This is a genomic window from Pantoea sp. FN0305, from assembly GCF_050113845.1.
GTDB lineage: Bacteria > Pseudomonadota > Gammaproteobacteria > Enterobacterales > Enterobacteriaceae > Mixta > Mixta alhagi.
On sequence record NZ_JBNJSN010000001.1, the window covers coordinates 104625 to 119625 of the forward strand.

A 15001-nucleotide genomic window follows, 5' to 3' on the forward strand; every position below is an offset into this window, starting at 1 on the left:
GTCGGGGGATATATGACGGTCCGTTCAACATACTGGTTAGCACTCGGTTACTTCACCTACTTTTTTTGTTATGGCATCTATCTGCCTTTCTGGGCCGTATGGTTAAAAGGCAGCGGGCTGGATGCGGAAAAAATCGGTCTGCTGCTGGGGGCCGGAATGATTGCCCGCTTTGTTGGCAGCCTGCTTATCGCCTCACGAGTGCGCGATCCCTCACAGCTGGTGCTGGCGCTGCGTCTGCTGGCGCTGTTAACGCTGTTGTGCGCCGCCGGGTTCTGGCTGGGACAGCAGTGGCTGTGGCTGCTGCTGGTAATGATCGGCTTCAATCTGTTTTTCTCGCCGCTGGTGCCGCTCAGCGATGCGCTGGCCGCCACCTGGACGCGCCAAATCGCGCTGCCTTACGGGCCGGTAAGACTGTGGGGTTCGCTGGCGTTTGTCATCAGCTCGGCGCTGACCGGCGTGCTGATTACCGCCTGGAACAGCCAGGCGATCCTGGCGCTGTTAAGCGTGGGCATTGTGATGATGCTGGGTGGGATGTTACTGCGACCGGCAATAATGCCAGTGGGAGAAACTCGCGCCACGGAGAGCGCCGGGTGGATCGAATGGAAATCTCTGCTGCAGGAAAACAGCGTATGGCGTTTCCTGCTCTGCGTGACGCTGATGCAGGGCGCGCACGCCGCCTATTATGGCTTTAGCGCTATCTGGTGGCAGGAGGCGGGCTATTCCGCCAGCGTGGTTGGCTATTTGTGGTCGCTGGGCGTAGTGGCGGAAATTATCATTTTTGCGCTGAGCAATCGTCTGTTCCGCCGCTGGAGCGCGCGCGATCTGCTGCTGCTCTCCGGCATCTGCGCGCTGGTGCGCTGGAGCCTGATGGCCACGACCACCCAACTGCCATGGTTGATTGTCGCCCAGATCCTGCACTGCGGCAGTTTTACCGTTTGCCATCTGGCGGCAATGCGTTTTATCGCGGCGCGTCAGGGTGGGGAAGTGATTCGTCTGCAATCGGTTTATTCGGCGCTGGCGATGGGCGGCGGTATTGCGGTGATGACCATGGTGTGCGGCGTACTATTCCGCCATCTGCACGGTAATATCTTTTGGTTAATGGCGCTGCTGGTGCTGCCAGCGCTGTTTCTGCGTCCGCGCGTACAGGCCTCAGGATTCCAGCAATAGACGAATTCGCTGCTGCTGGTGAGCGGTTAACGGCAGCTCAGCATGAATGAAGGGCGGCGAATAGAGCGGTAGCGGGGCGGCATAAGGCGAGACCACCAGCGTCACGCCTTTCGGCGCTCCGTAACGCTGAAAGTCGCATGTTGATAAATATTTAATATTCAACGGCAACAGCGTGAGTTCCCGCAGCTGTTGCTCTAACTCCTTTTCCAGCGCAGCCTTATCGCCCGTCAACAGCAGCACCTGTTTCTCCTGCAAAGCACTCTCCTGCATTAGCCAGGATCCGAAAATAACGGCGATCAGGCCCATCTCTTCTGTGGAAAAGCGGATGCCATAATGATTTTCAAAGGTTTCAACAGCGCTTTGCGTGGTACGCAGCAGGCGTGGATAGAGGCGGATAACCTCCTCAGAGAGGCTGTTATCGATACCGATCAAGAAATGGCAGCGGTCCAGCGCTTGAGCCAGATGCGTGTAGAGCTGGCTGCACAGCCCCTGTTCATTGCTGAAGCGCATGCCGGAAAGAGACTGAAAGCGCGCCATCAGCCGTTGGGTTTGCTCCATGAGTTCCCGTTCGCCCTGATGCGATAATCGCCCGGGGGAGGGCGCGTGGATCATACTGAACAGCAATGTATAGAAATCGATTTCGCTGGCGTCGGGTGCAAAGCGGCAGCGCCGCTGCCAGTGCTGAATCACCTCCTGTGCCGCCAGCCGCTCGGCTTTATTTACCAGCCAAAGCTGCTGACGGGCCGAAAAACTAGCCTGGCGCGCATGGCACAGCGAATATTGCATAAACAGCTGAAGAAACAGCCGATCGCGTGGGCTAAAGTTGCGTTGCAGGCGACCTGCACAGTGTTCAATCAGGGCCTGCAGGTTGCGCTCGTTATATAAAAGCTTTTCAATCTGACGCGCCTGCAGATGCTGGCGCAGTGCAGGCGTAAAATGACCTTCGATAAATACCGGAGAAACGCGCAGCGCCCGACGCAGCCAGTGCAGCAGGCAGAGGCGTTTGTCCAGCTCTTCGCCCTGCAGCAAAAATGTGCCGTCCTGCTGCTGTAAAATGGCGAGGCGGTGATAACGCTGGATCTCTTCATCGACCTCCGCTATATCTTGCCGGGCAAGCGGAGGATCTACATGATTGAGTTGGCACAGGCTATCCAGGGTCAGCAAGGGCTCGGGCAAATAGAGCATCAGCAGGAGATGACAACGACGCTGGGAACTGGAGAAGAGTGGTGCTGTAGTTGTAGCAGAACTCATCATGAATTTTCCGGTCAGTCATACCAAAAATAAGCATAGACAACCGGCGTGACAACAGATGCATGCCGACATATTTTTATCCAGACGTTAACCTGGCTCACAGAATTGCCGTACAGGAAGATGAATGACAGCGACCACCCTGATTAAACGCGCCGGTATTGGCTGCCTGACGCTACTCCTTTCGCCTTTAGCCTGGTCTCATCCGCACAGCTTTATTGCCATGCAAACCATGCCGGTGGTCAGTAATGATGCGCTGACCGGTTTAAAGATGGTCTGGACGATGGATGAGATCACCTCAGCGGATCTGCTATATGATGCCGGCGACGCCGAGCCCGGTTCACCGGTATGGAAAAAACTGGCGGCGGAAGTAATGGCTAACGTACTGGCACAGCACTATTTCACCGAGTTCTGGCATCGGGGCAAAGCGGTAAAGTTTGATAATCTGCCGCCATCTTACGCGCTGGCTCGCAACGGGGCGCAGGCGGTGCTGACATTTGTTTTGCCGCTGGCGCAGCCGCAGCCGTTGAAAGGCCAGATCTATACTTTTAGCTCTTTTGATCCCACCTATTTTGTCGATATGACCTGGAAGAATGCTCAGGCGTTAAGCCTGCCGGAACCGCTGGCGTCCCGCTGCAAAATGACGCTGCAAACGCCACAGCCGGACGCTGCGATGAAAAATTTCGCCCTGTCGCTGGATAAAGCCGATGCGCCGCCGGAAAGCATGGACCTGGGCCGTCAGTTCGCTCAAACGGTAACGCTCTCATGTCAATGATTCTGCAACGCGATAACGCGCGCTGGCGCAGCCTGTGGCCGCTGTGGAGCGTACTGATGCTGGCGCTGCTGGGCGCGCTGGCCGCCTGGTGGTATTGGCCGCAGCTGCTGTGGCAAAGCGTTATCTGGCAAAAGGGTCTGCATCAGCAGATGATTGCTCTGTTGCAGCGAACGGCAGCGCATCCGCATCAGGCTGGGCTGGCCCTGCTGGGCTTTAGCCTGCTGTATGGCATTCTTCATGCCCTGGGGCCGGGACACGGTAAAGTGGTGATCGCCACCTTTCTCGCCACGCATCCTGTGCGCCTGAAAACCAGCCTGCGCCTGACGCTGGCCGCCGCGCTGGTGCAGGGGTTTGTGGCGGTAGCGCTGGTGACGTTGGTGTTAGTGATTCTGCAGGCCTCTTCCCGCCAGCTTCATCTCAGCAGCTACTGGCTGGAGAAGGGCAGCTATCTGCTGGTGGTCGGGCTTGGCGTCTGGCTGTGCTGGCGCGCGCTGCGTCAGTTGCGGCGTAACGGCGCGCTGCGCATTCAGCAGCTGCGTCCGCTTGATCATCAGCACGATGCGCACTGCGGCTGCGGTCACCAGCATCTGCCTGACGATCAGCAGCTGGCCCAGGCAACCAGCTGGAAAACGTCACTGCTGGTGGTACTGTCGATGGGGCTGCGCCCCTGTTCCGGTGCGATCATGATGCTGCTTTTTTCCCGGGTGATTGGCGTCTATGCATGGGGCGTGTTTAGCGCACTGGCGATGGCGCTGGGCACAGCGCTGACGGTCTCAATGATGGCGCTTTTGGTACACAGCTCGCGTACGCTGGCGATACGGCTGAACCGGCGCACTGCGCCTGCGCCCTGGCAACGCGTGGCGTTACAGAGCCTGGCGCTGGCAGGCGGTTTGCTGTTGATGACTGGCGGCGTCGTGCTGTGGCTCAGCGCGCAACCGGCGATTTCAGGCGGCCTGCGCGCGCTGCGCTGAAAAAAGATAAAAAAATGCCGCACCTTCCAGAAGAAGCGTGCGGCATTTCTCGCCAGCGTGAGATTAACGCTTCAGCGCATCGCTCAGCTCATCGCGCATGGAAGCCAGCATCGCTTTCACTACGCGCGGATTACCGGCAACGATATTACCAGAGGTCATAAAGCCATGATTACCGGTAAAGTCAGTTACCAGCGCGCCCGCTTCACGAGCAATCAGTTCGCCACCGGCGAAATCCCACGGCTTCAGGCCAATTTCAAAATAACCGTCAACGCGACCGGCAGCGACATAGCAGAGATCCAGCGCCGCTGAACCGGTACGACGGAAGTCCGCGCACTGGGTAAACAGCTTGCCAACCAGTTTCATATAGGTCGCAGCGTGCTGCTTCTGTTTGAACGGGAAGCCGGTTGCCAGAATGGTGCCGTCCAGATCGCGGGCATTGCTGCCACGCAGACGATAGCCGTTCAGCTGAGCGCCCTGGCCACGTACGGCGGAGAAGAGTTCGTTACGCATCGGATCGTAAACCACAGCCACTTCGGTGCGGCCTTTGATGCGCACAGCGATAGAGACCGCGAAATGCGGTAAGCGTTTAATAAAGTTGGTGGTGCCATCCAGCGGATCGATAATCCATTGTACATCCTGATCTTCTGCCGTCAGTTCACCACTCTCTTCACCGATAATAGTGTGCTGCGGATAAGATTTGCGAATCACCTCAATAATCAGGCGCTCGGCGTCGCGGTCAACATTGGTCACGAAATCGTTGCTGCCTTTCTGGCTAGCTTCAACGGCGTCCGGAGTTTCGTAATTTTTGGCGATTAAATTGCCGGCCTTGCGCGCAGCGCGCACGGCGATGTTGAGCATCGGATGCATCAGTATCTCTCACTGGATGTTAAAGAACGAGGAAAACGGCGCGGAGTATAGCAGGGAGATCGGAAAATGTCCTGCATTTATGTTAGCATCAACAAATTATCTCACCGACCTCCTTGAGTTATATGCTGCAAAATATTCGTATTGTGCTGGTGGAAACCTCTCACACTGGCAATATGGGTTCCGTCGCCCGCGCGATGAAAACCATGGGGCTGACTAACCTTTATCTGGTTAATCCGCTGGTTAAGCCTGATTCGCAGGCCATCTCGCTCGCCGCAGGGGCCAGCGATGTGATTGGCGATGCGGTAATTGTCGAATCGCTGGATGAAGCGATTGCCGGCTGTAGTCTGGTGGTCGGCACCAGCGCCCGTTCGCGTACGCTGCCCTGGCCGATGCTGGATGCGCGCGAGTGCGGCGTCAAATGTGTGGAAGAGGGCGCGCAGGCGCCGGTTGCCATCGTATTTGGTCGTGAACGCGTCGGCCTGACCAATGACGAACTGCAAAAATGTCACTATCACGTAGCGATCCCGGCTAACCCCGACTACAGCTCACTGAATCTGGCGATGGCCGTACAGATCCTGGCGTATGAAGTGCGCATGGCTTTCCTGCAAAGCGATCGTGTAGAGCAGCCGCAGTATGAAGAGAGCCCCTATCCGCTTGTCGACGATCTGGAGCGCTTTTATCAGCATATGGAGCAGATGATGGTGACCAGCGGCTTTATTCGCCCGTCGAATCCGGGGCAGGTAATGAGCAAGCTGCGCCGCCTTTATACGCGTGCCCGCCCGGAGCGTGACGAGCTAAATATTCTGCGCGGCATGCTTGCCTCTTTTGAGAAAAAGCGCGGCGAAAATTAAGCATTGCCAGAGTACAAACGCAGCGGCTAATACTTGAGTGTTTTACCAGGTTAAATAGTTGACCAAAACACTCGGGAATGTCAGACTTGCGACCATCATATATCACTCCGAAACAGGGTATAACTGAGGGTCGCCAAGCTATGAGACTGACATCAAAAGGCCGTTACGCCGTTACTGCGATGCTTGACGTTGCACTGCACTCACATGAAGGGCCGGTGCCGCTGGCCGATATTTCAGAGCGACAGGGGATCTCTCTCTCTTACCTTGAGCAGCTCTTTTCGCGCCTGCGTAAAAATGGCCTGGTGGCCAGCGTACGCGGACCGGGCGGTGGATATCTGCTGGGCAAAAGCGCGGCTGAAATCGCCGTTGGCGCGGTGATCACCGCTGTCGATGAGTCGGTTGACGCGACGCGCTGCCAGGGGAAAGAGGGCTGCCAGGGCGGCGAGCGCTGCCTGACTCACGTCCTGTGGCACGATTTAAGCGAGCGTATCAGCGATTTTCTCAACAACATTACGCTGGCTGAGCTGGTGAATAATAAAGAGATCCTTGATATAGCCGATCGTCAGAATAACGAAACGCGCCGTATGGCGAATGGCCGCACGCAGGAGACCATTAATATAAATCTGCGGGCCTGATAATTTTTGATTTGAAGCGATGTACGGAGCTTAAGAGCAATGAAATTACCGATTTACCTGGATTATTCCGCTACCACGCCGGCCGATCCGCGTGTGGCGGAAAAGATGATGCAGTATCTTACTCTGGACGGCACCTTCGGTAACCCGGCCTCCCGTTCCCACCGTTTTGGCTGGCAGTCGGAAGAGGCGGTTGATATTGCGCGCAACCAGGTCGCCGAGCTGGTAGGGGCTGACCCGCGTGAAATCGTGTTTACCTCTGGCGCGACCGAGTCTGACAACCTGGCTATCAAAGGCGCCGCCCAGTTTTATCAGAAAAAAGGCAAGCACATCATTACCAGCAAAACCGAACATAAAGCGGTGCTGGATACCTGTCGCCAGTTAGAGCGCGAAGGCTTTGAAGTGACTTATCTCGCGCCGCAGAGCAATGGCATTATCGATCTGCAGCAACTGGAAGCGGCGATGCGTGACGATACCGTTCTGGTTTCCATCATGCATGTTAATAACGAAATCGGCGTGGTGCAGGATATCGCGACCATCGGTGAAATGTGCCGTGCGCGCGGGATCATTTACCACGTTGATGCCACGCAAAGCGTTGGCAAACTGCCGATCGACCTCAGCCAGCTGAAAGTGGATCTGATGTCGTTCTCCGCGCACAAAATCTACGGTCCGAAAGGCATCGGCGCGCTTTACGTACGTCGCAAGCCGCGTATTCGTCTGGAAGCGCAAATCCACGGCGGCGGTCACGAACGCGGTATGCGTTCCGGTACTCTGCCGGTGCATCAGATTGTCGGCATGGGCGAAGCTTACCGTATCGCGAAACAAGAGATGGAAAGCGAAATGGCGCGCCTGCGCACGCTGCGTAACCGTCTGTGGGATGGCCTGAAAGATATCGAAGAAGTCTATCTTAACGGCGATCTGGAGCAGGGCGTACCGAACATTCTGAACGTCAGCTTCAACTATGTAGAAGGCGAGTCGCTGATCATGGCGCTGAAAGATCTGGCGGTTTCCTCTGGCTCCGCCTGTACTTCCGCCAGCCTGGAACCTTCTTACGTGCTGCGCGCGCTCGGTATGAGCGACGAGCTGGCACACAGTTCAATCCGTTTCTCCCTTGGCCGCTTCACGACTGAAGAAGAGATTGATTACACCATTGCGCTGGTGCGCAAATCCATTGGCCGACTGCGCGAGCTTTCTCCACTGTGGGAAATGTTTAAAGCGGGCGTGGATTTGAACAGCATCGAATGGGCGCATCATTAATTTCAGGTTTCAGGAGAACAGATCATGGCTTACAGCGAAAAAGTAATCGATCATTACGAAAATCCACGCAACGTGGGATCTTTTGACAACAGCGATCCCTCTATCGGCAGCGGCATGGTCGGCGCACCGGCGTGCGGCGACGTTATGAAGCTGCAAATCAAGGTAAGCGACAGCGGCATTATTGAAGATGCGCGTTTCAAAACCTACGGCTGCGGTTCCGCTATCGCTTCCAGCTCGCTGATTACCGAATGGGTAAAAGGCAAGTCGCTTGATGAAGCCGCTGCGATTAAAAATACTCAGATCGCCGAAGAGCTGGAACTGCCGCCGGTGAAAATTCACTGCTCAATCCTGGCTGAAGACGCCATCAAGGCCGCCATCGCGGATTACAAGAGCAAGAAAGACGCACAGTAAGGGGGATTTATGTCTATTACCCTGAGCGACAGCGCGGCTTCCCGCGTAAGCAACTTTTTGCATAACCGTGGTAAAGGCTTTGGCTTACGTCTTGGCGTACGTACCTCTGGCTGTTCCGGCATGGCCTACGTGCTGGAATTTGTTGATGCGCCCCAGCCCGAAGATACCGTTTTCGAAGATAAAGGCGTTAACGTGGTTATCGATGCGAAAAGCCTGGTTTATCTCGATGGGACCGAGCTTGATTTCGTGAAGGAAGGCCTGAACGAAGGGTTCAGGTTCAATAACCCGAACATGAAAGATGAATGCGGCTGCGGAGAAAGCTTCAACGTTTAGCGTTGGCGCAGCAGCAGAATAAATCGCTCCGGGAACGGGGCGATTCTTTTTATGCATCCCTCTGTTATCAACTGAGTCTGCTATGGATTACTTCACTCTTTTTGGCCTGCCGCCCTCTTTTGAGATTGACACGGCAGAGCTCACCGCTCGTTTTCAGGCGCTGCAACGTCAGTTCCACCCCGATCGCTTCGCGTCACAGCCGGAGCGTGAACGCCTTCAGGCCTTACAGCAGGCCGCCACCATCAATCAAGGCTATCAGGCTCTGCGCCAGCCGCTGCCGCGCGCGGAATATCTGCTGTCGCTGCACGGTTTCGATATCAATAATGAACAGCATACGATGCGCGATACCGCCTTTCTGATGGAGCAGCTGGCGTTGCGGGAAGAGCTGGACGCGATAGAACAGGCGCCCGACGCCGAAGCGAAACTGCAAGCCTTTATGCAGCGGCTGGCAGCAATGATGCAGCAGCGCAGTCAGCAAATGCAGCAGGAACTGGCCGCTGCCCAGTGGGACGCGGCGGCAGATACGGTGCGCAAGCTGCGTTTTCTCGCTAAACTGCGCAGCCAGACAGAACAGCTGGAAGAGAAGCTGCTCGATTTCTAACCGGGAAAACTAACATGGCGTTATTACAAATTAGCGAGCCGGGTCTGAGTGCTGCCCCGCACCAGCGTCGTCTGGCCGTGGGAATCGATCTGGGCACCACTAACTCTTTGGTCGCCACCGTGCGCAGCGGACAGGCAGAAACCCTGCCCGATGCGCAGGGTCGTCACCTTTTGCCTTCGGTGGTGTGGTATCAGGCGCAGCAAAATTGCGTAGGATGGGAAGCGCGCCAGCAGGCGGCAACCGATCCGGTGAATACCATTAGTTCGGTTAAGCGTTTGATGGGCCGTTCGCTGGCCGATATTCAACAGCGTTATCCTCATCTTCCCTATCAACTGCTGCCCAGTGAAAACGGTCTGCCGATGATCCAGACGGCAGCGGGCATAGTGAATCCGGTACGCGTTTCTGCCGATATTCTGCAGGCGCTGGCCGAGCGTGCGCGTGAAAGCCTGCAGGGCGAGCTGGACGGCGTGGTAATTACCGTTCCCGCCTATTTCGATGATGCACAGCGTCAGGGGACCAAAGACGCCGCTCGTCTGGCGGGGTTAAAGGTGCTGCGTCTGCTGAACGAACCCACTGCGGCAGCGATCGCCTATGGCCTGGATTCAGGTCAGGAAGGGGTGATTGCGGTTTACGATCTCGGCGGCGGCACTTTCGATATTTCCGTGCTGCGCCTGAGCCGTGGCGTGTTTGAGGTGCTGGCGACCGGCGGCGATTCAGCGCTGGGCGGCGATGATTTCGACCATCTGCTGGCCGACTGGCTGCGTGAGCAGGCCGGGCTGCACGATCGTGGCGATCACAGCGTACAGCGGCAGCTGCTGGATAAGGCCATCGCCGCCAAAATCGCGCTGAGCGAACATGAGAGCGTTGCCGTAACGCTGGGCGAGTGGCAGGGCACGGTTACGCGCGCTGATTTCGATAACCTGATCGCCGGGCTGGTGAAGCGGACGCTGCTCTCCTGCCGCCGGGCGCTGAAAGATGCTGATGTCACGCCGGAAGAGGTGCTGGAAGTGGTGATGGTGGGCGGCTCGACGCGTGTCCCGCTGGTGCGTGAAAAGGTTGGCGAATTTTTTGGTCGTCAGCCGTTAACCACCATCGATCCGGATAAAGTGGTGGCCATCGGGGCGGCGATTCAGGCTGATATTCTGGCAGGTAACAAACCGGACAGCGATATGCTGCTGCTGGATGTGATCCCGCTCTCTTTAGGGCTGGAAACCATGGGCGGCCTGGTTGAGAAAATCATTCCGCGTAACACCACCATTCCGGTCGCGCGCGCCCAGGAATTTACCACCTTTAAAGATGGTCAAACGGCGATGAGCATGCATGTGCTGCAGGGCGAGCGTGAGCTGGTTGCCGATTGTCGTTCGCTGGCGCGTTTCGCGCTGCGCAATATTCCGGCCATGCCCGCTGGTGGTGCGCATATTCGTGTAACCTTTCAGGTGGATGCGGATGGGCTGCTGAGCGTGACGGCGATGGAAAAATCCACCGGCGTAGAAGCTTCGATTCAGGTTAAGCCCTCGTATGGACTGACCGAAAACGAAATTGCCAGCATGATTACCGACTCTATGGCCTATGCGCAGCAGGATGTGGCGGCGCGTAAGCTGGCCGAGCAGAAGGTTGAAGGCCTGCGGGTGCTGGAAAGCCTGGCCGGCGCGCTGGCGGAAGATGCCGCATTGCTGAGCGCAGATGAGTTACAGAAGATTCAACAGGCGCAGCAGCAGCTGCAGGAAACACTCCGCGCCGAAGAGGCCGATGCCATCAGCGCGGCGGTAAAACAACTTGATAAAGTAACCCAGGATTTTGCCGCCCGTCGTATGGACAACTCAGTCCGTCGCGCGCTGGCCGGTCATTCTGTGGATGAGGTTTGATCAATGCCGAAGATTGTCTTTTTACCCCATAAGGACCTGCTGCCGGAAGGTGGCGTATTTGACGCCGCACAGGGCGATACTATTCTTGACGTCGCGCTGCGCAACGGCATTGAGCTTGAGCATGCCTGTGAAAAATCCTGTGCCTGCACCACCTGCCACTGCATCGTGCGTGAAGGATTCGATTCACTGCCGGAAAGCAGCGAAGATGAAGATGATATGCTGGATAAAGCCTGGGGACTGGAGCCGGAAAGCCGTCTCAGCTGCCAGGCGCGCGTAACGGATGAAGACCTGGTAGTGGAGCTTCCACGCTATACCATCAACCACGCACGCGAACATTAATCATTACGCGGGCCGGCCTTAAAGCCGGCCCGTTTTCGTCTGAGGAGAAATTGTGGGACTGAAATGGACCGACAGCCGTGAAATCGGCGAAGCCTTGTACGATGCTTATCCTGATACCGACCCAAAAACGGTACGCTTTACCGATATGCATCAATGGATTTGTCAGCTGGAAGGGTTTGATGATAATCCTGATGCATCCAGTGAAAAAATTCTTGAAGCGATACTGCTGGTTTGGCTGGATGAGTTTGAGTAACTCCGGCAGCTTCATTCTCGTTTCAGAAAAATATAAAGGGACACAAAAATGACCACTGAAAAGATGAATATCGCGCTGTCGACCACGGCTGCGGATGCACGTTGGGGCGAAAAAGCGATCCTCAGCAGCAACCAGGAAGGGATGACAATCCACCTGAACGGCAGCGATGCGCTGGCAACCATTCAGCGCGCCGCGCGTAAAATTGACGGTCAGGGCATTCGCCATGTGACGTTGAGCGGCGACGGCTGGGATTTGGAAAAAAGCTGGGCGTTTTGGCAAGGCTATCGCGGGCCAAAAGGCGAACGCAGCGTTGACTGGGCACCGCTCAGCGACAGCGATCGCCAGGAGCTGGAGCGCCGTCTGAACATCATCGACTGGGTGCGCAATGTGATTAACCAGCCGGCTGAAGAGCTGGGCCCGGAGCAACTGGCGCGGCGCGCGGTTGATCTGATCAGCAAATATGCTGGCGATGCGGTGAGTTACCGTATCACCAAGGGTGAAGATCTGCGCGAGCAAAACTATATGGGTTTGCATACCGTGGGCCGTGGCTCGTCGCGCAGTCCGGTCCTGCTGGCGCTCGATTATAATCCGGGCGGTGACGAAAATACCCCGGTTTACGCCTGTCTGGTAGGCAAAGGCATTACCTTTGATACCGGCGGCTACAGCCTGAAGCAAAGCGCCTTTATGGACTCCATGAAGTCCGATATGGGCGGCGCAGCAACCGTTACCGGCGCGTTAGGGCTGGCGATTGCGCGCGGCCTGAAAAAACGCGTAAAACTCTATCTTTGCTGTGCAGACAATATGGTGAGCGGCAACGCTTTCCGCCTGGGCGATATTATTCGCTACCGCAACGGCAAAACCGTTGAGGTCATGAATACCGATGCGGAAGGGCGTCTGGTTCTGGCGGATGGCCTGATTGATGCCAGCCAGCAGCAGCCGGAGCTGCTTATTGATGCGGCTACGCTGACCGGCGCTGCAAAAACCGCACTGGGCAACGATTATCACGCGCTGTTTACCTTTGACGATCGGCTGGCGCAGGAGCTGTTAAACAGCGCCGCCAGCGAAAACGAAGCGTTCTGGCGTCTGCCGCTGGCGGAGTTCCATCGGACTCATCTGTCATCCAACTTTGCCGATCTGAACAATATTGCCGGTGCGGCACATACCGCAGGCGCAAGTACGGCCGCTGCGTTCCTGTCGCATTTTGTCAGTAACTATCAGCAGGGCTGGCTGCATATTGATTGTTCCGCTACCTATCGTAAAGGCGCGGTTGAACAGTGGGCAGCCGGTGCGACCGGGCTTGGCGTGCGCACCATCGCTAATCTGCTGCTGAAATAAGCGCCTGGGGCCAGCCTGGTTCTGGCCCCGTTAAACAAGACAGAAAGAGCATGAATCACATGGAAACAAACGCTAACGCACGTCTGGAAAAGGTGCTGGAACTGGCGGCGATCGAGCCTGCGCATCGGCCAGAGTTTTTTACCCTGCTGATGGAAGCCAGCGTTTGGGTGCCGGGCAGCAGCACTGATGAAAAGCTGGATGCCAGCACGCCGGTAGAGCTACAGCACTGGGAAAAGGAAGATGGCACCAGCGTGATTCCTTTTTTTACCTCCGAAGCGGCGATGGCGGAAGCGACAGAGGGCGAACAGTCTTATGTCATGCTGCCGGTACGCACGCTGTTTGAGATGACGCAGGGCGAAACGCTGTTTCTTAATCCCAAACTGCCAGCGGGGAAAGAGTTCTCTCCACGCGAGATTGCTCATCTGCTGGGGGAAGAGGGCGATGCGCTAAGCCAGCAAACGGTGCTGGAGGGCGGTACGCCGCTGCTGCTATCGGAAGTTGCCGAGCCGCCTGCGCAGATGATCGATTCTTTAACGCAGCTGTTAAGCAAATATAAGCAGGTGCGCCGGGCGTTTATTGCGCATATCAAAGAGCAGGCAGACGATCGACCTAATCTGCTGATCGCTATTGAGGCGGATGAGGATATCGATAAGATCATTCGCGCTGTGGGGGCGGTCGCCACCGATACGTTGCTGGATGATGAACCGGTGGATATCTGCCAAATCGTCGAAGGCGAGAAGGGCATCAGCCATTTCTTCACGGCGCACATTACGCCGTTTTATGAACGACGCTGGGGAAGTTTCCTGCGTGAGTTCAAAGGCGGCCAGCGCATTATCTAAGTTGGCTTCGCCGCCGCGCAGAGCGTATGAATGATTAAAGGGTCGCCTGGCGACCCTTCTTTATTGTGGCGATGCCTTACCCCAGGCCGCGGCGCTTAGTGCGACGTGGCAACAGGCAGATCGTCGCGGCTGCCCCATTCGCTCCATGAACCGTCATACAGTTTAACCTCTTTGATACCCAGCGCTGCTAGCGCCAGGATAGCGACCGCCGCCGTGACGCCAGAACCGCAGCTGGCTACGATAGGCTGGGTTAAGTCTACGCCCTGACGCTGAAAAATGGCGCGTAGCTCCGCTTCCGGCTTCAGTTGACCGTTCATCACCAACTCACCCCAGGGGACATTCCTGCTGCCGGGGATATGGCCGCGACGCAGGCCTGGACGCGGCTCGTCAACTTCGCCTGCGAAGCGATTGGCCGGGCGCGCATCAATCAGCTGCGCGGTGCCTTCATGGCTGATCAACAGCACGTCAGTAACGCTTTTCACCAACTGCGGATCGTAGTGTGCTTCAAACTCCGCTTCCGGCAGATCGACATCGCCGGTTTGCAGCGCATAGCCAGCCTGCTTCCAGCCTGCCAGGCCGCCCGCCAGCAGTGAAACCCGTTCAACGCCGAAGGCGCGCAGCATCCACCAGGCGCGTGGCGCTGAAAACAGATTGCCCTCATCATATACCACCAGATGTTTTGTGCTGTCGATGCCCAGCTCTCGCATCGCCACCGCAAAAGTTTCCGGACGCGGCATCATATGTGGATAAGGGCTGTTACGATCGGAGAGCTGCTCAATATCAAAAAAAGGCGCATTGGGCAGGTGTCCCGCCGCGTATTCGGCATGCATATCCCGTAAGTGCTCCTGACCCGCAGGCGCCATACGCGCGTCGATAATCTGCAAATCTGCATCGTTCTGATGTTCAGCTAACCACTGAGCGGTTACAAAGAGAGCGGATGTCATAACAACCTCAATATCCAATGATGTGCTGTGAGTGTCGACGATCTCGCAGCCCAGCTCAAGGCCCAATCTTTGATGCTGCGTTCATGATTACAGATTCGGAAAAGCAGCCGCAAAAAGCGAAATATTTTTCCTCAGGGTTACATTTGTTTTGCGGCACTCGCCGCAATAACCTCTCTTCGTCACGATAAGCGCTTGCCAGAATTTGTAAACAGAGCAATAAGGTGCTGCGCAGGAAATTATTCAGGCTTGTTAAATTTTCTCTCTGTTCAGGCGATAATGCCGCTCTGATTTTACAAGGCACTTTTGCCATGGA

General features: G+C 56.3%; 18 protein-coding genes. 14 read left to right on the forward strand and 4 right to left on the reverse strand.

Going from position 1 to position 15001, the window contains the following annotated elements:
• The first annotated feature begins 12 nt into the window (after positions 1 to 12).
• Positions 13 to 1167 carry a 3-phenylpropionate MFS transporter gene (locus tag ACQE3Y_RS00530; RefSeq protein WP_426980650.1) on the forward strand — a complete coding sequence of 385 codons (1155 nt, stop codon included), beginning with the start codon at positions 13 to 15 and terminating at the stop codon, positions 1165 to 1167.
• Here ACQE3Y_RS00530 and csiE read toward each other — a convergent pair.
• Positions 1150 to 2418, reverse strand: a complete 1269-nt coding sequence (gene csiE / locus ACQE3Y_RS00535) for a stationary phase inducible protein CsiE (RefSeq protein WP_426980923.1) — start codon at positions 2416 to 2418, stop codon at positions 1150 to 1152. The genes ACQE3Y_RS00530 and csiE overlap by 18 nt on opposite strands.
• 124 nt (positions 2419 to 2542) lie before the next feature.
• Between csiE and ACQE3Y_RS00540 the strand changes: the two genes are divergently transcribed.
• Positions 2543 to 3190, forward strand: coding sequence for a DUF1007 family protein (locus ACQE3Y_RS00540; protein WP_426980651.1), 648 nt, complete (start codon positions 2543 to 2545; stop codon positions 3188 to 3190).
• Entirely contained in the window at positions 3181 to 4161 is a 981-nt protein-coding gene (locus tag ACQE3Y_RS00545; protein WP_426980652.1) for a nickel/cobalt transporter, read from the forward strand. Before ACQE3Y_RS00540 ends, ACQE3Y_RS00545 begins: the two co-directional genes overlap by 10 nt.
• Positions 4162 to 4224: 63 nt before the next feature.
• On the opposite strand, the gene suhB is transcribed toward ACQE3Y_RS00545, so the two are convergent.
• Positions 4225 to 5028, reverse strand: a complete 804-nt coding sequence (suhB, locus tag ACQE3Y_RS00550; RefSeq protein WP_085070691.1) for an inositol-1-monophosphatase — start codon at positions 5026 to 5028, stop codon at positions 4225 to 4227.
• Positions 5029 to 5150: 122 nt separating this feature from the next.
• On the opposite strand from suhB, the gene trmJ reads away from it, so the two are divergent.
• From trmJ to sseB, 11 genes are all read left to right on the forward strand, one after another.
• Positions 5151 to 5879, forward strand: coding sequence for a tRNA (cytosine(32)/uridine(32)-2'-O)-methyltransferase TrmJ (gene trmJ / locus ACQE3Y_RS00555; protein WP_085070692.1), 729 nt, complete (start codon positions 5151 to 5153; stop codon positions 5877 to 5879).
• Between the two features lie 140 nt (positions 5880 to 6019).
• Complete coding sequence (gene iscR, locus ACQE3Y_RS00560; protein WP_103060084.1) at positions 6020 to 6514, forward strand: Fe-S cluster assembly transcriptional regulator IscR; 495 nt, start codon at positions 6020 to 6022, stop codon at positions 6512 to 6514.
• A 39-nt stretch (positions 6515 to 6553) separates the two neighbouring features.
• The gene (locus tag ACQE3Y_RS00565) at positions 6554 to 7768 is read left to right on the forward strand and encodes an IscS subfamily cysteine desulfurase (RefSeq protein ID WP_426980654.1); all 1215 of its coding nucleotides are present in this window, start codon (positions 6554 to 6556) and stop codon (positions 7766 to 7768) included.
• 24 nt (positions 7769 to 7792) lie between these two features.
• Positions 7793 to 8179, forward strand: a complete 387-nt coding sequence (gene iscU / locus ACQE3Y_RS00570; protein WP_103060082.1) for a Fe-S cluster assembly scaffold IscU — start codon at positions 7793 to 7795, stop codon at positions 8177 to 8179.
• A 9-nt stretch (positions 8180 to 8188) separates the two neighbouring features.
• On the forward strand, positions 8189 to 8512 hold the full coding sequence (iscA, locus tag ACQE3Y_RS00575) for an iron-sulfur cluster assembly protein IscA (protein ID WP_085070700.1): 324 nt from the start codon (positions 8189 to 8191) through the stop codon (positions 8510 to 8512).
• Positions 8513 to 8594: 82 nt separating this feature from the next.
• Positions 8595 to 9113, forward strand: coding sequence for a co-chaperone HscB (gene hscB / locus ACQE3Y_RS00580; protein ID WP_426971644.1), 519 nt, complete (start codon positions 8595 to 8597; stop codon positions 9111 to 9113).
• 14 nt (positions 9114 to 9127) lie between these two features.
• Entirely contained in the window at positions 9128 to 10978 is a 1851-nt protein-coding gene (gene hscA / locus ACQE3Y_RS00585; protein WP_426980655.1) for a Fe-S protein assembly chaperone HscA, read from the forward strand.
• 3 nt (positions 10979 to 10981) lie between these two features.
• Positions 10982 to 11317, forward strand: coding sequence for an ISC system 2Fe-2S type ferredoxin (gene fdx / locus ACQE3Y_RS00590; protein WP_085070706.1), 336 nt, complete (start codon positions 10982 to 10984; stop codon positions 11315 to 11317).
• 52 nt (positions 11318 to 11369) lie between these two features.
• Complete coding sequence (gene iscX / locus ACQE3Y_RS00595) at positions 11370 to 11570, forward strand: Fe-S cluster assembly protein IscX (protein WP_085070708.1); 201 nt, start codon at positions 11370 to 11372, stop codon at positions 11568 to 11570.
• A gap of 48 nt (positions 11571 to 11618) precedes the next feature.
• A complete protein-coding gene (gene pepB, locus ACQE3Y_RS00600) occupies positions 11619 to 12905 on the forward strand; it encodes an aminopeptidase PepB (RefSeq protein ID WP_426971646.1) in 1287 nt (428 codons plus the stop codon).
• Positions 12906 to 12964: 59 nt separating this feature from the next.
• Positions 12965 to 13744, forward strand: coding sequence for an enhanced serine sensitivity protein SseB (gene sseB, locus ACQE3Y_RS00605; protein ID WP_426980657.1), 780 nt, complete (start codon positions 12965 to 12967; stop codon positions 13742 to 13744).
• A gap of 95 nt (positions 13745 to 13839) precedes the next feature.
• Here sseB and sseA read toward each other — a convergent pair whose 3' ends face one another.
• Both sseA and ACQE3Y_RS00615 read right to left on the reverse strand, forming a co-directional pair.
• Positions 13840 to 14688, reverse strand: a complete 849-nt coding sequence (sseA, locus tag ACQE3Y_RS00610; RefSeq protein WP_426971650.1) for a 3-mercaptopyruvate sulfurtransferase — start codon at positions 14686 to 14688, stop codon at positions 13840 to 13842.
• Between the two features lie 55 nt (positions 14689 to 14743).
• Positions 14744 to 14998: a hypothetical protein gene (locus ACQE3Y_RS00615; protein ID WP_250650597.1), complete on the reverse strand. Its 255-nt coding sequence runs from the start codon at positions 14996 to 14998 to the stop codon at positions 14744 to 14746.
• Positions 14999 to 15001 lie beyond the last annotated feature (3 nt).